The sequence below is a fragment of the Streptomyces sp. NPDC096040 genome (genome assembly GCF_040303265.1).
In the GTDB taxonomy this organism is placed as follows: Bacteria; Actinomycetota; Actinomycetes; order Streptomycetales; family Streptomycetaceae; genus Streptomyces.
On sequence record NZ_JBEOTA010000011.1, the window covers coordinates 14038 to 32585 of the forward strand.

14 protein-coding genes and 1 pseudogene are annotated in these 18548 nt (G+C 70.6%); 10 read left to right on the top strand and 5 right to left on the bottom strand.

The annotated features are described in order from the left end of the window. Positions 1-80 precede the first annotated feature (80 nt). From ABTY98_RS16515 to ABTY98_RS16525, 3 genes are all read right to left on the bottom strand, one after another. Positions 81-1877: an alpha-galactosidase D gene (locus ABTY98_RS16515; RefSeq protein ID WP_352221607.1), complete on the bottom strand. Its 1797-nt coding sequence runs from the start codon at positions 1875-1877 to the stop codon at positions 81-83. Between the two features lie 31 nt (positions 1878-1908). Further along, entirely contained in the window at positions 1909-3099 is a 1191-nt protein-coding gene (locus tag ABTY98_RS16520; protein WP_352221608.1) for an ROK family transcriptional regulator, read from the bottom strand. Positions 3100-3292: 193 nt separating this feature from the next. Next, a complete protein-coding gene (locus tag ABTY98_RS16525; RefSeq protein ID WP_352221609.1) occupies positions 3293-5074 on the bottom strand; it encodes a M4 family metallopeptidase in 1782 nt (593 codons plus the stop codon). 311 nt (positions 5075-5385) lie between these two features. On the opposite strand from ABTY98_RS16525, the gene ABTY98_RS16530 reads away from it, so the two are divergent. The 9 genes and pseudogenes from ABTY98_RS16530 (at position 5386) to ABTY98_RS16570 (ending at position 15127) form a co-directional block, all read left to right on the top strand. Further along, a complete protein-coding gene (locus ABTY98_RS16530) occupies positions 5386-6612 on the top strand; it encodes a serine hydrolase domain-containing protein (RefSeq protein WP_352221610.1) in 1227 nt (408 codons plus the stop codon). A gap of 109 nt (positions 6613-6721) precedes the next feature. After that, positions 6722-8066: pseudogene (locus tag ABTY98_RS16535) on the top strand (CAP domain-containing protein). A 54-nt stretch (positions 8067-8120) separates the two neighbouring features. Further along, entirely contained in the window at positions 8121-8798 is a 678-nt protein-coding gene (locus tag ABTY98_RS16540; protein ID WP_352221611.1) for an AIM24 family protein, read from the top strand. A 151-nt stretch (positions 8799-8949) separates the two neighbouring features. Then, positions 8950-9909: a threonine/serine dehydratase family protein gene (locus ABTY98_RS16545; protein ID WP_352221612.1), complete on the top strand. Its 960-nt coding sequence runs from the start codon at positions 8950-8952 to the stop codon at positions 9907-9909. 197 nt (positions 9910-10106) lie between these two features. After that, positions 10107-11729 carry a serine/threonine protein kinase gene (locus tag ABTY98_RS16550; protein ID WP_352221613.1) on the top strand — a complete coding sequence of 541 codons (1623 nt, stop codon included), beginning with the start codon at positions 10107-10109 and terminating at the stop codon, positions 11727-11729. Between the two features lie 37 nt (positions 11730-11766). Beyond that, complete coding sequence (locus tag ABTY98_RS16555) at positions 11767-12738, top strand: LLM class F420-dependent oxidoreductase (protein WP_352221614.1); 972 nt, start codon at positions 11767-11769, stop codon at positions 12736-12738. Between the two features lie 91 nt (positions 12739-12829). Beyond that, a complete protein-coding gene (locus ABTY98_RS16560) occupies positions 12830-13882 on the top strand; it encodes a hypothetical protein (RefSeq protein ID WP_352221615.1) in 1053 nt (350 codons plus the stop codon). 63 nt (positions 13883-13945) lie between these two features. Then, positions 13946-14371 carry an SsgA family sporulation/cell division regulator gene (locus tag ABTY98_RS16565; protein ID WP_352221616.1) on the top strand — a complete coding sequence of 142 codons (426 nt, stop codon included), beginning with the start codon at positions 13946-13948 and terminating at the stop codon, positions 14369-14371. An 87-nt stretch (positions 14372-14458) separates the two neighbouring features. Then, complete coding sequence (locus tag ABTY98_RS16570) at positions 14459-15127, top strand: DUF2238 domain-containing protein (RefSeq protein ID WP_352221617.1); 669 nt, start codon at positions 14459-14461, stop codon at positions 15125-15127. Here ABTY98_RS16570 and ABTY98_RS16575 read toward each other — a convergent pair. Both ABTY98_RS16575 and ABTY98_RS16580 read right to left on the bottom strand, forming a co-directional pair. Then, the gene (locus tag ABTY98_RS16575) at positions 15112-15597 is read right to left on the bottom strand and encodes a DUF6328 family protein (protein ID WP_352221618.1); all 486 of its coding nucleotides are present in this window, start codon (positions 15595-15597) and stop codon (positions 15112-15114) included. The genes ABTY98_RS16570 and ABTY98_RS16575 overlap by 16 nt on opposite strands. A gap of 84 nt (positions 15598-15681) precedes the next feature. Next, positions 15682-16665: an aldo/keto reductase gene (locus tag ABTY98_RS16580; RefSeq protein WP_352221619.1), complete on the bottom strand. Its 984-nt coding sequence runs from the start codon at positions 16663-16665 to the stop codon at positions 15682-15684. 137 nt (positions 16666-16802) lie between these two features. Here ABTY98_RS16580 and ABTY98_RS16585 point away from each other — a divergent pair, with 137 nt between their 5' ends. Next, entirely contained in the window at positions 16803-18509 is a 1707-nt protein-coding gene (locus ABTY98_RS16585) for a cholesterol oxidase substrate-binding domain-containing protein (protein WP_352221620.1), read from the top strand. The last annotated feature ends 39 nt before the right edge of the window (positions 18510-18548 follow it).

Here is an 18548-nt window from a genome sequence, read left to right on the forward strand (position 1 = left end):
GGCGCGGGACGTCATCGAACTGCGGCTACCGCCGCGTGGGCGCGACCAGCCCCCACCGTCGGCAGTTCCCAACAGCGCACTCAGCGAGGGGACTTGGGCACGTCGATCCGATCGACGTCCGGCGCGTACCCCGACCCACTGTCGAACGTGATCGTGTTCGCCCCGGCCTTCAGAGCCACCGGCACGCTCACCGTCGCAACGGTCCCCCAGTCACCCGTCGACGGGAACTTGTGGCTGGTCCCGCCCCCGGAGTCGGCCGAGATCGTGGCCGACCGCGAGTCACCGCTGACGTACGCCACCTTCACCAGATACGTCCCGGCCTTGTCGACCACGACGTTGTTGAAGGTCAACTTGCCGCCGAGGTAGAGGTTTCCGACCTTCTTCGCACCGGAGCAGGCATCGCACCCGGCGACGGATGCGTTGCCGCTCAGCGTGTTGGCGCTCGCCTCGGCCTCATAGCCGGTGGAGGCCAGGGCACTGCCCTTCGGGGTCACGGTGAACAGGCGTGAGCCGTGCGCGGGCAGCGCCTGGGTGATCTTGTTCTGGTAGCTGCCGAGGTTCTCGTGGTTCCACAGATCCCGCACCGACGCCTTGCCGGTGAAGCCGAGGGCCGTCCAGTCGGCCGTCACCGCCGAAGGCGAGTTCGCGAGGTTGAACAGGGCGACCGTGTACGTGCCGTCGGCGTTCTTCGCCGCCCAGACCTGCTGCGGGTCGGACGGCGTGACGGGCCGGGCCGGCGGGTTGTCGCTCTGGTCGACGCCGATGACCTCGCGGTTGGTCAGCAGGGAGACGCCGTAGTCGTCGAGCTTGGTGATGTCGTCGCCGGTGAACAGAGGCGACTTGGCGACGGCCCACAGCGTGGCGTAGCTCTGCCGTTCGGCCTTGGTGAGGCCGTCCATCGCGCCGTTGCCGACGTCGAGGGAGTCGAGGTCGTTCCAGCCGCCGGGGCCCGCCTTGTCGGTCCAGGCCGGGGTGTCGTCCCAGCGGTCGTCGACGGAGTTCTCCCAGCTGACCAGGGTGTTGCAGTAGCACTCGACATCGGTGTCGATACGCCAGCCGTTGGTGTACTTCTTCCAGTCGGCGGCATGCCCGAAGTCCAGGGACCAGGAGGCTTCCAGGTGGATCGGGCGGCCGGTGGCGGTGATCGCCTTGTTCCAGGCGGCGACGTCGGCGATGTTGTCGTACTGGTCGCCGCTCTTGCCGGAGCCGGGGCCGACGCCGTCGAGCTTGAGAAAGTCATAGCCCCAGCCGGCGATCATCTGGGCCTGGGAGTCTATGTACTTCTGCGCGCATGGCTTGTCGAAGTCGATCTTGTATGCGCTGTCCCAGCCGTTGGTGGTGCGCAGGTCGTCGTAGACGACATCGGCGGTGGTGCAGCCGTCGGCGTTCCAGACGGGCGTCTTGCCGTCGCCGTAGGCGCCCTTCTCCAGGCCGGCCGGGAGGTAGATGCCGGCCTTGAGGCCCTTGGCGTGGATGCGGTCGGCGACGGCCTTCATCCCGCTGGGGAAACGGGCGGAGTCGGCCTTCTGGCGGCCGTACTGGTCGTAGCCGGACTTCCAGTTCCAGTCCATCCACCAGCCGGCGTCGATGTTGATGTAGTCGTAGCCGAACTTCTTCAGCTTGCTCGCCATGGCGTCGGTCTGCTTGAGGACGTCCGCCTCGGTGAGATAGCTGTAGTCGCCCTGGTCGTTCAGGCCCGGGTACTTGGACGACTGCATGCTCCAGCTCGACCAGCCCATGTACGGCTTGGCGGCGATCGGGGCGGGCGTTTCGGCCTGGGCGGCCGGCACGGCGGCCGCGAAGGCCGCGGTGAGCGCCAGCACCAGGACGGTTCTCAGCCCGCGTGCGGGCAGGACGGAGTACGAAGGTGACCGCATGGGCCCTCCTGGGGTCGGGGTCTTGGGCGGCTCAGCCCTTGCCCGTTGGGGTGGGAGACGAGGTGATGAAGGACTGGATTGCGGCGGCCGCGGCCCCGCGCGCCCACTCCTCGAAGGGGAGTGGGCGGGTCTGTACGTCGCACTGCGCGGCCGAGCCGAAGGCGGCCGCGGTGAACGAGTCGAGGATCTGCTCGGCGAAGAGGTCGTAGGCGGCGAGTCCCTCGCCGGAGATGATCACACGTTCGGGGCCGAAGAGGTTGGCCACGGTGGCGATGCCCCGGCCGATGGCCTCGCCGGCGCGGGCGTACACCTCCCGAGCTCCGGGCACGCCTTCGTGGGCCAGGGCCACCGCCTCGGCGGAGCCGGTCACTTGACGGTGCGTCACCTCACGCATCCGGGTGACGATCGCGGCGTCGCCGGCGATCGCCTCCACACAGCCGCGGTTGCCGCAGTGGCACAGGGGCCCGGCCGGGTCGATGGCCACATGCCCGATCTCCCCCGCCACCCCGTGCGCGCCCGCCACCAACCGGCCGTGGATCACCAGTCCGCAGCCGATGCCGGCGCCGACGGTGACCACGGCGAAGTCGGAGAGCCCGACCCCGGCGCCGAACCACTGCTCGGCGACGGTCAGGGCACGTACGTCGTTGTCGACGACGACCGGCAGCCCCGTGGTCATGGCGGCGAGTTCGGCGAGGGCCACGTCCCGCCAGTCGAGGAAGGGCGAATAGCGTACGACCCCTTCGGCGCGGTCCACGTCGCCGGAGACGGCGATGCCGAGGCCGAGGACGGGGGCGCCGAAGTCCTCGGCCTCGGTGCGCAGTTCGTGGGTCAGTTCGGCGATGGAGGTCAGGACGGCCTTGGCGGCGCGATCCGCGACCGGCAGCCGGCGGGACAGGCGGATCCGGCAGCAGAGGTCGGTGAGGACGGCGATGACCTCGTCGCCGGTCACCTTGACCCCGATGAACAGCGCGCGCCCGCCGTCGACCCGCACCAGGTTGGCGGGGCGGCCGAGGGCGGCCCGGGCCTCGCCGTCGGCGTCCTCCGCCAGGTACCCGGCCGCCAGCAGGGGCCGGACGGCCTTGGTCACGGCCGCCGCCGACAAGCCGGCCCGGCGGGCCGCCTCCAGCCGGGTGAGGGGGCCGTGGGACAGGACCGTGGTGAAGATCTGCGAGGCGGCCGGCGTGTGGGCCGGGAACGTCTCGGCACGGGAGGTGGAGCGCATGGCCGCGAACTTAGGTGGCTTATTTTCCGCTGTCAATAAAAGAAACAGGAATCACCTGAAGGTTGACTGTGAGGCTGCCTTGGCCTTCAAATGGCGGGTGGCATGGGGGCCTTGGCTCGTGTTCCACCGGTGAGGGTGATCCGGGTGCCCGGCCCCCCGACAGGGCACCCGGATCAGCGGTGTGGCGTGCCCGTCAGTGGCGGGCGGCCGGCGTGTTGGCCTCGGTGACGTTGACCGCGGCCCACGCCTGGTCGACCGTGCGGTACTCGACGCCGCTCGCGCCGTAGAGGTCCTGGGCCGCCTTCAGCGTCGCGACCCTCGCGTCGTGGAAGTCGGTCGAGGAGACCATGTAACGGGTCAGGGCGCGGTAGAAGATCGCCGTGGCCTTGGCACGGCCGATGCCGGTGACCGTGGACCCGTCGTAGGTCGGCGAGTCGTAGCTGGTGGCGCCGATCTTCTTGCGGCCGCTTCCCTCGGCGAGCAGGTAGTACGCGTGCGAGGAGACGCCGGAGCCGGCGTGCACCTCGGCGTCCGCCACCTCGGGCGACCAGTAGTCGACCGTCTGCTCGATGCGGTCGAGCGAGGGGTGGTCGAGGCGGCGCAGGAACTTCTGTTTCAGGCCGAGCTGCTCGCCGAGCAGGTAGTTCGGCGGGTTCTTCGGGTTGTTGGCGGAGAACTCGACGTTCGAGCCGAAGACATCGGCCAGTGACTCGTTCAGGGCGCCCGGCTCGCCGTACTGGTTGCCCTCGTTGTCGACGCGCGTCGGTTCCAGCTTGGCGGTCGCGTCCACCACGCCGTGGGTCAGCTCGTGCCCGGTGACGTCGAGGACGACCAGCGGCTTCTTGATCTCCTGTCCGTCGCCGTCGCCGTACAGCATGCAGCCGCAGTCCGAGTCCCAGAAGGCGTTGCCGACCTTCTTGCCCCAGTGGACCATGGCGCGGGCGGGCTTGGAGTTGTTCGCTATGCCCTTGCGGCCGAAGGTCTTCCTGTAGAAGTCCAGGGTCTTGGTGATGCCGTACTGGGCGTCGGCCGCGGCGCTGCCCCGGCTGCTGGTGGCGCCGTTGCCCCAACTGTCGGTGGTGTTGGTGAACTTGGTGCCCTGGGCGAAGCTCTCGGTCTCCTTGCCCTTGGCGTCCCGGGTCTCGGTGCCGTAGCGGGTCGGGTCCTTGAGCAGGAAGCTCTTGCGGGCGGTCTGCGTGGTGGTGAGCGGGACCTTGCCGACGAAGAGGGACCTGCCAAAGCCGTGCGCGGTCGCTGGGTAGCGGGCGGCCACGGAGACGGACGCGCCGGCGAAGGCGTCGGCCTGAGCGCCGGTGCCGGTGGCCGGGTCGAGGGTCTCACCGTGCTCGCGGAGGGTGTCCAGCACCTTGGGCGAGAGGAACTCGTCGTTGTCCGGCGTGTTGCTGCGCACCTTGCCGCTGACGGCGTCGACGACGACCGTACGGGAGCCGTCCGGGCCGTCGACCGCCACCTGGTAGGCGAGGGCCGATGCACCGCCGCGGGCGTCCACCACGAGCGCGGCGGTGCCGGCGTCGCCGTCGGCGACGGAGGCGGCCTTCTGCTCGGCCTGGCGGGCCGTCAGCTTCGCCTCGGTGGTGGCGGGCCGGACGGCGTGGTCGGCCGCCCGAGTGACACCGGCGTAGGCCAACCGGCGGGAAAGATGGACGACGAGGTCGCCGCCGAGCACCGCCATGCCCCGGTGGGTGCGGAGGAAGCGGACATGACGTGCCCCCTCGGGGTCGATCATCACGTCCTGTGCCCGGAGCTCGTCGCCCGCGCCGACACCGGTCGCCGAGGCGTGGGCGAAGGCCGCGGCCCGTGCCGCCCTCACCACCTGCGCGGCCGTGGTGGCGGCGGTCGCGGCCTGCTGCTCCACCCTCGTGGTGGGACCGGCGAAGGCCGTACCGGTCAGGCCCGTGGCGGCCGTCGTCACGGCGACGGCGACCGCCACGCTGCGTATGTGCGCGCTACGCACTGATCAGGGTTCCTTACGTTCGAAGGCGGCCGGAATCGTCACCGACCGCCCTGCGGCACGGCGCCGTTGGGCGCCAAGGGGCTGGTCGGGCCCCGGGCCGCAACCCTTCCGGACGAGTCATGTCCATGTAAAGCGCAATTAGTCGCTTTTCTTGCGTTTCATGGCAATACTTTGCGAATTCGCGCGGCATGGTGATCGCAGAGTGACCAACTGTGCGTCGACTGTGGAGATGTGACTGGATGCGAGAGGGTTCCCTGAAGCGAATGTGACCCATCTCGCATCGGAAACAGACAGAGAGGAGCAGGGTTCGGATGGTCTCGGCAAAGGTGAGCAGAAGCGCGGTGCTCGGAGCGGTGGCGCTGTCGCTGCTCGCGGTCCCGGCCCAGGCGGCGCCCATGAAGGCGGGAGCGGAGCCCCGGCCGGCCGCCGCCCTGCCGGCGCCCGACACCGCGGGCATGGCCGCGGTGCTGAGCTCGGTCGTGGCGAAGGGGGCACCGGGCGCGATGGCCCGGATCGACGACGGCACGAAGGTCTACAAGACGACGCGGGGCGTAGCCGACCGGACGACCAGGCGCGCCATCACCACCGGCGACCGCTTCCGCGTCGGCAGTGTCACCAAGACGTTCTCGGCGGTCGTCCTGCTGCAACTGGTGGACGAGCACAAGCTCGCCCTGGACGCGCCGGTCAACCGCTATCTGCCGGGGCTGCTGCCGGACGACCGCATCACCGTGCGGCACGTGCTCAGCCACCGCAGCGGCCTGTACGACTACACCAACGACATGTTCGCCAGCAGTGTGTCGGGCTTCGAGGCGGTGCGGAACAAGGTCTTCACCTACCGCCAGCTGGTGAACCTCTCCCTGAAGAAGCCGCGCACCAACGCGCCGGGCGCCGCCTACTCGTACTCCAACACCAACTTCGTGGTCGCCGGGATGCTGATCGAGAAGATCACCGGGCACAGCGTGCGGACCGCGTACGAGAACCGCATCTTCAAGCCGCTGAAGCTGCGCGACACCTTCTATGTCCACCCCGACACGAAGATCCCCGGGCAGCACGCCAACGGCTATCTCACCGCGGACAAGTCGGGTGCCAAGCCGGTCGACGCGACGGACCAGACGGTGTCCTGGGCGCAGAGTGCGGGCGCCATCATCTCCACAGCCCAGGACCTCGACACCTTCTACTCGGCGCTGGTCCGCGGGAAGCTGACGTCGACCGCACGCCTTGCGGAGATGGAGCGCTTCACCCGGGTCAACTCCAACACCTCCTACGGCCTGGGGCTGCGCCGCCGGGACCTGTCCTGCGGGATCTCGGTGTACGGCCACACGGGCGCCGTCCAGGGCTACTACGCGTACGCCTTCACCACCAAAGACGGCACGCGCAGCCTGACCGCGCTGGCCAACGCCTCCAACAACTCGGCCGTGCTCAACACACTCGCGGAGACGCTGGAGCCGGCGTTCTGCGGCAAGCGCGCGGCAACGCGCGGTGCCGGGACGCCGGTCGAGCGGGAGGACATCGCACCGGCCGCGCCGCGGGAACAGTAGCCGCGGCACCTCACCTCGCCGAGGGAACCTCGCGCCCGGGCCGGACGTTCTACCGGCGACTCCCCCACCGGGCGCGATGTTCGGCCCCTGACCTCACAGAGGCGGCGCGATGAGCGAGCTGGTCCCCGGGGGCAATCTGCCCCTTCCGGGCGGCGCGCTGACGCTGCGGGTGCCCGGTCCCTTCGACGTCTCCGCGCTGATCACCGACGAGAGCGGCAAGGTCGGCGGCGACACCGACTTCGTCTTCTACAACCAGCCGGACGCACCCGGCGTCCGGCTGCGCGGCGACACGCTGACCGTAGAACCCGCCCGGCTGCGGACCGGCGCCCAGCGCGTCACCCTCACGGTCACCGCCGCCGAGCCGGGCACCCCGCTCGGCCGGCTGCCTGCGTCGACGCTGCATGTCACCGACCGCCTGGGCCGGACGCTGGCGCGGTTCGCCCCGCCGCGTCCGCAGACGGAGACCCTCCTGCTGCTCGCCGAGATATACCGCCGGGGCACCGGCTGGAAGCTGCGCGCGGTCGGGCAGGGGTACGCGGACGGACTGGCGGGGCTGGCCCGGGACTTCGGGGTCGATGTCGTCGAGGACCGGCAGCCGGCGCCCGGGCTGCGCGCCACGATCCCCACCCAGCGCACGGCGACCGCGCCGCCCCGGCCCTCGGCGGCCGCGCTCCCGGACCCGGACGGCCTGCTGGGTCTGGTCAACTCCGCCCGCGCCCAGGCCGGTCGGCCACCGGTGGCCCCGGACACCCGGCTCACCTCCGCCGCCCTCGCCCACGCCACCGCGATGGCCGGCGCCGGCCGCCTCGCCACCGAGAGCCAGGACGGCATCTCCCTCCACCAGCGGATCAGCCGCACCGGATTCGCGTATGTCACGGTCGGCGAGCATCTCGTCTCCGGCCCGCGCACCCCGGCCGAGTTCGTCGACTACTGCCTGCGCACCGAGGGCGCCCGGCGCACCCTGCTCGACCCGGCCTTCACCCACGCCGGCCTGGCCCACGTCCATGGCCCCGGGGACGGGGACACCTACTGGACCGCGCTGTGGGCCAGACCCCTCACCCCGTCCGAACTGACCCGCACCCACGCCGAGGTCGTCGACCTCACCAACCGGGAGCGCGCCCGGGCCGGGCTGCGACCGCTCGCGGTGGATCCACAGCTGGCGACGGCCGCGCAGGCGTACAGCACGGACATGGCGACCCGGGACTTCTACTCACACACCTCCCCCGAGGGGACCCAGCCCTGGGACCGGGCGGCCGCCGCGGGCTCCCGGCGGCGCACCATCGGCGAGAACATCGCCTGCGGCCAGCGCTCGGCCGCCGAGGTGGTGGACGGCTGGATGAACAGCCCCGGACACCGGGCCAACATCCTCAAACCGGACTTCACCCACATCGGCATCGGCTTCGCGGGGCGGCGGCCGGGCGGGCACGTACTGGACGCAGTTGTTCGGTGCCTGAACCGACGGTCGGTGATCTTGGCGGAACGCGTCCGTCCGGGACACCATGCCTGCCATGAAGGGTGATCTCTTTTCCAGTCAGCACATGGTGGGGCCGGCCGTCGAGCCGGGCATGACGATCGAGAACGCGAAGTGCATCAAGTACACCGTGAACGGTGAGATGTACGCCCGCCAGGGCGCGATGATCGTGCACCGCGGCAATCTGAAGTTCGAGCGCAAGGGCCAGGGCGTGGGCGGGATGCTCAAGCGCGCGGTCACCGGCGAGGGCCTGCCCCTGATGTCCGTACAGGGCCAGGGCGAGGCCTGGTTCGCGCACGAGGCACAGAACTGTTTCATCATCGAGGTCGAGCCCGGCGACCAGTTCACGGTCAACGGCCGCAACGTCCTGTGTTTCGACGCCTCGCTGTCGTACGAGATCAAGACCGTGAAGGGGTCCGGCATCGCCGGCGGCGGTCTGTTCAACAGCTTGTTCACCGGACAGGGCAGACTGGGGCTGATCTGCGACGGCAACCCGCTGGTCATCCCGGTCTCGCCGCAGGCGCCGGTGTACGTCGACACGGACGCGGTGGTGGGCTGGACCGCACAGCTGCAGACCTCGCTGCACCGCTCGCAGTCCATCGGGTCGATGCTGCGCGGTGGTTCGGGGGAAGCGGTCCAGCTGATGCTCCAGGGCGAGGGCTACGTCGTGGTGCGGCCGAGCGAGGCGACCCCGCAGAAGGCACAGCAGCACTGACGTCCCGCGCGGTGATCCACACCACGCGGCCGACCCCGGCGGCCGTGCCGCCGTCCTGATGTACGGCAGCGAGGCCCCTGGCCCCTGTGGCCAGGGCAGAATTTCGGTGCACAGTACACACCACATCGCCGCGCCTGAAGGGTGCACCGCCTTGATCCGCATCTCGGACATCGAAGCCGCAGCACAGCTCATCGCCGGACGCGTCGTACGGACCCCCACCGTGGCCAGCCCCGGTCTGTCGGAACTGCTCGGCGCCCCGGTCATCACGAAGCTCGAACTCCTCCAACACACCGGTTCGTTCAAGGCGCGTGGCGCCACGGCCAAGCTGCTGTCGCTGAGCGAGGCCGAGCGGGCGGCGGGCGTGGTGGCCGTCAGCGGCGGCAATCACGGCATCGCCCTCGCGGTGATGGCGGCGGCCCTCCATGTGAAGGCCACGGTGGTGATGCCCCGTACGGCGCCCGCCCGCTCGATCGAGCTGGTCGAGGCCGCCGGGGCCTCGGTGCGGCTGACCGACGGCATGGGCACGGCGTTCGAGCTGGTGACGCGGCTGCGGGACGAGGGGCTCACCCTGGTCCACCCGTTCGACGACCCGGTCGTGATCGCCGGACAGGGCACGGTGGGCCTGGAGTTGGCCGAGGACGCGGACGACGTCACCGATGTGATCGTCAGTATCGGCGGCGGGGGCCTGATCGCCGGTGTCGCGGTGGCTCTGCGTGCCCGGCGCCCGGGCGTGCGGGTGTGGGGCGTGGAGACGGAGGGCGCGCAGGCCATGTCCGAGGCGCTCAAGGAGGACGGCCCGCTGCCGGTCACGGTGTCCTCGATCGTGACGACGCTGAGCGCGCCGTCCGTGTCCCGGCTGACGTACGACCATGTGTCGGCGCTGGTGGAGGAGGTTCTGGTGGTGCCGGACCGGGAGGCCGTGCGGGGCAGTCTGGAGTTCGCCGAGCACGCGAAGGTGTGGACGGAGCCGGCCGCCGGATGTCTGCTGCCCGCGGCCCGCCAGGTGCTGGAGCGGGTCGGTGACGGAGCGCGGATCGGGCTCGTGGTGTGCGGGGGCAATGTGACACACCGGGAAATCGCCGAGTGGACCGAGCGTTTCGGGCTGGGCTGACCAGCGGACCGCAGCCGGGCTTCTACCGTCGGTTACCCGCAGGTGGCGGCCCGGTCATAGGCCGTTATCCGCAAGTCCAGGTGGGTGCGGCCATTTGAATAAAAGGCAAGAACGGGCCCGGAGTTGCAGATTCTTTGAACAAACCGGGCGTCCCCCGCGTACCTCTGGTCAAGACGAGGCAGGGGTTCCAGCGAGGGATGACGATGGTCAAGGCGCATGTCTCCGCACAGCAGTTGGTCGCCGCCGGAAGGTACCGGCTCCTCGAGGTCGCCGACCGCGAGCCGAACCGCATCAGCTGGTACGCGGAGGACGTGCGGGCCGAGCGACCGCGCCTGGTGACCCAGATCGTGCTCCCCGACGCCCTCACCGAGCACGTCGTAGGCCGGACCACCTCCCGCATCCTGCGTACGTCCGAGGTCATGGGCGCGCTGCGGCCCGGCCGGGTCGCCATGGTGATCGACGCCTTCGAGGAGGCGGGCGTGCTGTGGACGGTCACGGAGCTGATCGACGGCACGCCGCTCAGTGAACTCCTCCTCCAGCAGGCCACGTTCGACCTCGCGCGGGCCGCCCGGATCGGCCTCGAGGTGCTCGACGTGCTGGACGCCGCGCACGGCGAGGGTTATACGCACGGCGAGCTCAGCCCCGGCCAGATCTTCGTCCGTGACAAGGGCCCGGTCGTGATCACCGGCTTCGGGCTGGCGGGCGCGACCCTGGCCCCCCGGGTCACCGCCCCGTCGTACGCCTCACCGGAGCAGGCCAGGGACGAGCGCCTCGGCCCGGCCGCCGATCTGTGGGCGCTGGGCGCGATTCTCTACACGATGGTCGAGGGACGGCCGCCGTTCCGGGACCGTGGCCGGGCCGAAGCCACCCTGAAGGGCGTGGACCGGCTGCCGCTGCGCACCCCGCTGCGGGCCGGGCCGCTGACCCAGACCGTGCAGGGGCTGCTGCGCAAGAACTCCCGTGAACGCCTGAGCAGGCCGGTGGTCCGTCAGGCACTGACACGTGTCCTGGCCGAGGACCCCGACGCCATCGGGCAGTCCGCCCCCGTGCCCCGGCTGCGCGGTGCCTATGTGGCGGCGCGGGCCTCGGGCTGGAGCAGGACCACCATGATCGGGGGGACCGCGCTGGCCGTGGTGACCGTGTCGGTCGCGGTGCTCGCCGCCACCCAGGGGCTCCCGGGCGGCGACTCCTCGGCCGGCTCGGTGCCGAGCGCCTCCGCGACGGCCACCGAGCCGGGCAACCGCACGGACGGCAACGCGCCCACCTCCTCCCCGTCTCCGTCCCCCTCCTCCCCGAAGACATCGCCGTCGCCCGCGCAGTCGCCCTCCCCGTCGGCCACGGCCGGTGCCCTCCCGGCCGGGTACCACCGCTACACCGCCCCGGAGGGCTTCTCCGTGGCACTCCCGCAGGGCTGGAAGCGCATCGACACCTCCCGGGTCGACGACCTCGCCTACCGCGTCACCTTCGGCCCGGGCGGCGAGGACCTGCGCACCCTGGCCGTCACCTACAGCACCCAGGCCGGCCCGGATCCGGTCGCGGTCTGGCGGGACGACGTGGAGCCGCAGCTGGAGCGGCTGGACGGTTACCGACGGATCGGCGAGATCAAGGCGACCACCTACCAGGGGTACAAGGCGGCGGACCTGGAATGGCTGTCCGGCACGGGCGCCGACCAGGTGCGCACCTTCGGCCGCGGCTTCCTGCTCGGCGGCGGCCGCAGCTTCTCGCTGCGCGTCACGGCACCCGCCGCCGCCTGGGACGACGCCGCGAACACGCTGGCGCTGAAGACGTTCCTGGCCACGTTCCGGGGGCCGGCGAGCTGAGCCGTTTCCCCCGTCCCCGTCGGGGGACTCGGACCCTATGGTGCAAATCGGATACACGATGATGACCGAACAGGCCGGTCCGCGCGATCTCGTGGACCATGTGGTGCGGGCGGAGGAGGCGGGTTTCGACTTCTCGGTGACCTCGGACCACTACTTTCCGTGGCTGCGCTCGCAGGGTCACTCCCCGTACGCGTGGAGCGTGCTCGGCGCCGCCGCCCAGGCCACCACGCGGATCCCGCTGATGACCTATGTGACCTGCCCGACGTTCCGCTACCACCCGGCGGTCGTGGCCCAGAAGGCGGCGACCATGCAACTACTTTCCGGGGGCCGCTTCAGGCTGGGCCTCGGCTCGGGAGAGAATCTCAACGAGCACGTGGTGGGCGGCGGCTGGCCGTCGGTGGATGTACGGCACGAGATGCTCCAGGAGGCGGTGGAGATCATCAGGGCGCTGTTCGCGGGCGGCCATGTCAGCCATCGGGGCCCGCACTACGACGTGGAGTCGGCCCGCCTGTGGGACCTGCCGGACGAGCCGCCGCCGATCGGCATCGCGGTCTCCGGCGAACAGTCCTGCAAGCTCGCCGGGCACCTCGCCGACCTGGCCATCGCCACCGAGCCCAAGGCGTCCCTCCTGGAGGCCTTCGACCGGCACGGCGGGTCGGGCAAGCCCCGGGTCGGCCAGCTGCCGGTGTGCTGGGACCCCGACCGCGACACGGCGGTGAAGCGCGCACACGCCCAGTTCCGCTGGTTCGGCAGCGGCTGGAAGGTGAACTCCGAGCTGCCGCACCCGGACTCCTTCGAGTCCGCGACCCAGTTCGTCACCCGGGACGACGTGGCCGCCTCCATCCCGTGCGGGGACGACCCGGACGACTTCGTCGAGGCCGTACGGCCGTACGCCGAGGCCGGGTTCGGGGAGATCGCCCTGGTGCAGATCGGCGGCGAGTCGCAGCCGGACTTCCTGGACTGGTCCCGCAAGACGCTGCTGCCGGCGCTGCGCGACGCGCTCGGCTGATCTTCGACCGTGCGGCAAATCCCGGTCAATAGGTCGATATAGGCTGCCCGTCGGTACGTATGCAGTTCGGCAGCCTTCAGGAGCGTCCTCCGTGACCCTAGCGATCGACCCGTCCGGGACGTCCAGCGCGTCCCCCGCTCCCCTGTCCGACCTCGTGGCGCGGGACGCCCGGGAGTTCGGCGCCTATGTACGCACCGGAGGGTGGACGTTCGGGCTGATGGTGGCCCGCAGTGTGCGGCCCGGAGGGCAGGGCGCGAACGAGACGCCGAAGGTGTCGGCGAAGGAGTTCGCGGAGCTGGCCGGCTGTTCCCCGGAGCGGGTGATGCGCCACTACAAGGCGTGGGACAGGGCGGCCGACGACGGTGTCGTCCCGCACTTCGAGGCCCTCGCCCCGGGCCAGGAGGTCGAACTCCCGGACTCCGAGGTGTGGCTGGACTACTACGTGTCCCGCAACAGCGCCACGTCCGAGCGCGGCACCGCCATCACCGAGGCCGCCGAGGCCGAGGGCATCCGGCCCACCAAGGCCCTCGAAGTGGCCGAGAACCCCACCGCGCTGCGGGCCGCCATCCTCGCCGACCCCTCCACCGCCCGCGCGGCCCGCTCCGCGTTGCTCGACCGCATCAAGGAGGACCCCGACCTGCAGACGGTGCTGGCCCGCGACGTGGTCCGCACAGCCGACCTGAAGAAGGCCGTAGCCACCGAGAGCCGCTCGGCCGACCGCATCGGTTACGTCCGCCAGATCGCCGAGTCCGGCCAGATCAAGACACCTGCCGGGCAGACGGTCGACGCACCTGTCGGACTGCGTCAGGAGGCCGAGCGCCATCTGTCGCTCCTCGACGAGCTGGACGAGGACGAGGACACCGGCGAGTGGGCGACCGAGGCCTACGACACCATGAAGAACCTGGTCGTCGAGACGGTCGAGGCGGACCCCGAACTCCGCGTCCAGGAGAAGCGCACCAAGTTCTACAGCAGCCTGCAGAAGGCGACCAAGGCGTTCGAGGAGCTGACCTTCGACGACGCCCAGGACTTCTACGAGGACGACATGGTCCAGCGCCTGGAGGAACTCCAGCAGGCCATCGGCTCCTGCCTGGCCGCGCTGCGCGGCACGAAGGGCGATTCCGCCATGGATTCCGCTCACGATTGAGCGTTTTTCATGTGAGCGGGGTACTAGAGGGCACCAAGCCGATCGTTCTCGGAGGGCTCTCGCGTGAACCCCATCGTGCACAGGACCCTGGTGGTACAGCTCCGCGCGGACGGGACGGCCCGCTGTCCCGTCCTCGCCCACCTGTCGTATGACGCCTCGGACCCGTTCGCCGTCACCACGGTGTTCACCCTGGACGGGCGGGTGCTCGCCAGGTGGCGGCTGGACCGGGAGATGCTGAACGACGCCCTCAGGGAGCCGGTCGGGGTCGGGGACGTACGGCTGCGTCCCGTACGGCAGGGACGCTGGAGGGAAGTGCGCATGGATTTCCTCGGCGATCCCCTGCCCGGCGGCGGCCGGCATCACGCGGTCGTGTTCGCCTGGGCGCCCGCGCTGGCCTCGTTCCTCAGCGACACCTACATGGCCGTGCCGCCCGGGCGGGAGGAGGTCCGCGTGGACGACGTACTGGCGGAGATCCTCGCCACCGGCTGAGTAACCGCCTGACAGGCTGAGTAGCCGTACTCATGTCTGCTTCCGGGCGCGCGGCCACGATGGGGCTCCCACGACGAGGAGTCCGCCATGACCGCAGCGCACCCCACGCCGCGCCCTGTTCCGCACCGTGTGCCGCGCCGGATCCCGCCCACCCTGCTCGCCGGGGTGGTGGCGGCCGGTATGGCCGTGTCGGCGTGGGGTGCCCGGGACCGTACGACCTGGTTCCTGGAGACGGTGTGGGTGCTGGTCGGACTGCCGCTGGTGGTGCTGACCTGGCGGCGCTTCCCGCTGACGGGGCTGCTCGCCGGGCTCCTGACGGCACACGCACTGGTACTCGCCGTCGGCGGCCACTACACCTATGCCGGGGTGCCAGTGGGCGACTGGGTGCGCGACACCTTCGGCCTGGACCGCAATCCGTACGACCGTTTCGGCCACCTCGTGCAGGGCTTCGTCCCGGCGATCCTGGTCCGGGAACTGCTCAGCCGTACCTCACCGTTGCGCGGCAGCCGCTGGCTGGCCCCGCTGACGGTGTGCGCCTGCCTCGCGTTCAGCGCCTTCTTCGAGCTGCTGGAATGGCTGGCTACCGAGATCGGCGGGCACGGTGCGGACGCCTTCCTCGCCACGCAGGGCGATGTCTGGGACACCCAGTGGGACATGTTCTGCGCGCTCATCGGGGCGACGGTGTCACTACTGCTGCTCAGCCGCCTGCACGATCGGCAGCTGCGAGCCCTGGAGGCGGCTCAGCGGGTGGTGTGACGGCGCCGGGCCCACAGCGGCAGGCCGTACCAGCACACCAGGTACCAGGCGACGACGACCCCGACGAACCAGGTCACATGGCTGCCACTGGTGGCGACCCGCAGGATCAGCACCAAGGAGGAGGTCATCGTGGCGAGCAGCAGGAACAGGCCGATCTGGGTCAGTTTGGAAGCCAGCCGCACCGCCTCCGGCTTCACCTTGCGGCCGGCGACCAGGCGGTGCAGGGACACCGGGCCGATGAGGGCGCCCGTCGCCGAGGCGCCCAGGAAGACGGTCACGATGTAGATCGTCTTGTCCACGTCGGGCAGCCCGGCGTACTTCTGCTGGAAGACCACGGTGAGCAGGAAGCCGAAGAGGATCTGCACACCGGTCTGGGCGACACGCACCTCCTGGATGAGTTCGCCCCACATCCGGTCGGCGCGCTCCTCCTCCGTCTCGTCGCGTCCTCTCCGCGTCTCCTGGCTCGTCATGGGGTCCGTGTAACCGTCGGACCCGTCGTTCAAACGGGCCGGGCCGGGGGCGCCACCGTGGTGGCGGCCCTGGCCCGGCGGGTGCTACCAGCGGTTCTCCACCTGGTCCTTGATGCGGCGGTCGTAGAGCTCGCGGATGGCGGTGAGCGTCTCCGCGGGCAGTTCCGGGAGCTTGCCGGCGGCCGCGTTGGCGCGGGCCTGCTCGGCGTTGCGGGCGCCCGGGATCACCGTGGTCACCCCGGGCTGTTCGACGATCCAGCGCAGGGCGAGCTGAGCCGGGGTGTACCCCTCGGGGACGAGCGCGGCGAACTGGGCAGCGGCCTCGACGCCCGTGGTGTAGTCGACACCGGAGAAGGTCTCGCCCTGGTCGAAGGCCTCGCCGTGCCGGTTGAAGGTGCGGTGGTCGTCGGCCGCGAAGACGGTGTCCTTGGTGTACTTGCCGGACAGCAGACCGGAGGCGAGCGGTACGCGCGCGATGATGCCGACGCCGGCCTCGCGGGCGGCCGGGAGTACCTCGCGCAGCGGCTTCATGCGGAACGGGTTGAGGATGATCTGCACACTGGCCACGCCCGGGCGGGCGATCGCGGTGAGCGCCTCCGCGCAGGTCTCGACGCTGACGCCGTAGGCCGCGATGCGCTCCTCCTCGACCAGGGTGTCGAGGGCGTCGAAAACCTCGTCGGAGGAGTAGACCGGGGTCGGCGGGCAGTGCAGCTGCACCAGGTCCAGACGGTCCACGCCGAGGTTGCGGCGGGACCGGTCGTTCCACAGGCGGAAGTTGTCCAGGACGTAGTTCTCCGGGATCTGGTCGACCCGGCGGCCCATCTTGGTGGCCACCAGCACGTGCAGGTCCGGCCTGCCGCGCAGGAAGCCGGCGATGGTCTGCTCGCTGCGCCCGTCGCCGTACACGTCGGCGGTGTCGAAGAAGGTCACCCCCGACTCGGCAGCGGCCTCCAGAACGGCCAGGGCCTCCTTGTCGTCCACATCGCCCCAGTCGGCGCCGAGCTGCCAGGTGCCGAGGCCGACGACCGATGCCCGCTGGTGCGACCTGCCGATTACGCGTTCGTCCATGGCGCCAGTCTGCCACCCGCCACCGACAACGGTGTCACGGGCCTCTTCGACTCCGACACCTGTGAATCCTTCACTCACACGGGTGATTGTGTTCGACAGAAATCGGGGGGACGTCAACCTGGCCCTAGCGTGTCGGCGTGACTGATTGTTCAGCGAACAACTTCCCTGCCAGGGACGGCTGGAGCCGTCGGGGTTTCCTGCGGTCCGCCGCCGCGCTGGCCGCCGTACCGGTACTGCTGGCGGCGGATCCGGCCGTGGCCGCCGCCGAACTGCCCGGCTTCCCGGCGGCGGTCGAGCTGTACCGCTCGGCGTACCGCAACTGGGTCGGCGAGATCACCGCGGACGGGCTGTGGGCCTGCGCCCCGGCCGACGCGGACGAGGTGCTCACGGTCGTCGACTGGGCCTGGCGCAACGGCTGGCGGGTACGCGCGCGTGGCTCCTCGCACGGCTGGTCACCACTGACCATCACCGAGGGGACGGCCGCCGACGACAAGGTGCTGCTCGTCGACACCAGGACGCACCTCACGGGGCTCTCCCTGGACTCCGGGGCGGAGGTACGGGCCGGGACCGGCGTCACCATGGAGGCGCTGCTCACCTTCCTGGAGGGCCACGGTCTCGGACTCACGGCCACGCCCGCGCCCGGCGATCTGACGCTCGGCGGCGCGCTGGCGATCGACGCGCACGGCACCGCCGTACCGGCCGACGGCGAGGAGCGACTGCCTGGGCACACCTACGGTTCGCTGAGCAATCTGGTGCTGTCGCTGACGGCGGTGGTGTGGGACGGGAACGCGGGAGCGTATGTCCTGCGGACCTTTCGGCGCGACGAGGCGGACTGTGCGGCCCTGCTCACGCATCTGGGGCGCGCGTTCGTGACCGAGGTCGTGCTGCGGGTGGGGGCCGACAGCAATCTGCGGTGTGTCAGCCGGACCGACATCCCGGCCGGCGAACTGTTCGCCGCGCCCGGTTCCGGCGGGCGCACCCTCGACGGTTTCCTGACGCGGTCCGGGCGCATCGAGGCGATCTGGTTCGCGTTCACCGAGTACCCGTGGCTCAAGGAGTGGAGCGTCGCCCCGAGCAAGCCGCTCGCCTCGCGGCATGTCACGTCACCGTACAACTACCCCTTCTCCGACAGCGTGCCGACAGTGGTCGCCGACCTCGTGGGGCGGATGGTGGGCGACGCGGCCTGGTATCTGGCGCCGGTGCTGGGCAACGCGCAACTGGACGCGGCGGCGCTCGGGTTGGTGGCGACGCTGTCCTCGGACATCTGGGGGGCGTCGAAGAACACACTGCTGTACCTGAGGCCGACCACGCTGCGGGTCGACGCGAACGGGTACGCGGTGCTGACTCGGCGGGCAGAAGTGCAGCGCGTTGTCCACGAGTTCACGTCGTTCTACCGCGAACGGCTCGCCGCGTACGCCGCGTTGGGGCGGTTCCCGGTCAACGGGTCGGTGGAGATCCGGGTGACGGGGCTTGACGAGCCTGGGGATGTCGAACTGGCCGCTGCCCAGGTTCCGTTGCTTTCCGCTGTGCGGCCGAGGAGTGGGACGGACACGGCCGTGTGGCTGGATGTGCTGACGCTGCCGGGGACGCCTTGTGCGGAGGCGTTCTTGCGTGAGTTGGAGCGGTTCTTGTTCGAGCGGTACGAGGGGACGCGCGTCGAGTGGTCCAAGGGGTGGGCGTATACCGAGTCCGATGTGTGGAGCGACGAGGAGGTGCTCGGTACGACTGTTCCGGGGTCCTTTGAAAACGCGGTGTGGGTTTCGGCGGTCGGGACGCTCGACCGCCTCGACCCGCACCGTGTCTTCAGTAACGGGTTCCTGGATCGGGTCCTTGTGCGCCGTTGACGCCTGCGGGCCCGGCGGGGGCTGGTCGCGCAGTTCCCC

What these genes read in the sequence shown, in the direction of transcription:
- ABTY98_RS16515 (WP_352221607.1), bottom strand. Translation starts at nt 1,877, where the DNA reads ATGCGGTCACCTTCGTACTCCGTCCTGCCCGCACGCGGGCTGAGAACC.
- ABTY98_RS16570 (WP_352221617.1), top strand. Translation starts at nt 14,459, where the DNA reads ATGACCGCAGCGCACCCCACGCCGCGCCCTGTTCCGCACCGTGTGCCG.
- ABTY98_RS16520 (WP_352221608.1), bottom strand. Translation starts at nt 3,099, where the DNA reads ATGCGCTCCACCTCCCGTGCCGAGACGTTCCCGGCCCACACGCCGGCC.
- ABTY98_RS16540 (WP_352221611.1), top strand. Translation starts at nt 8,121, where the DNA reads ATGAAGGGTGATCTCTTTTCCAGTCAGCACATGGTGGGGCCGGCCGTC.
- ABTY98_RS16550 (WP_352221613.1), top strand. Translation starts at nt 10,107, where the DNA reads ATGACGATGGTCAAGGCGCATGTCTCCGCACAGCAGTTGGTCGCCGCC.
- ABTY98_RS16575 (WP_352221618.1), bottom strand. Translation starts at nt 15,597, where the DNA reads ATGACGAGCCAGGAGACGCGGAGAGGACGCGACGAGACGGAGGAGGAG.
- ABTY98_RS16530 (WP_352221610.1), top strand. Translation starts at nt 5,386, where the DNA reads ATGGTCTCGGCAAAGGTGAGCAGAAGCGCGGTGCTCGGAGCGGTGGCG.
- ABTY98_RS16580 (WP_352221619.1), bottom strand. Translation starts at nt 16,665, where the DNA reads ATGGACGAACGCGTAATCGGCAGGTCGCACCAGCGGGCATCGGTCGTC.
- ABTY98_RS16555 (WP_352221614.1), top strand. Translation starts at nt 11,767, where the DNA reads ATGGTGCAAATCGGATACACGATGATGACCGAACAGGCCGGTCCGCGC.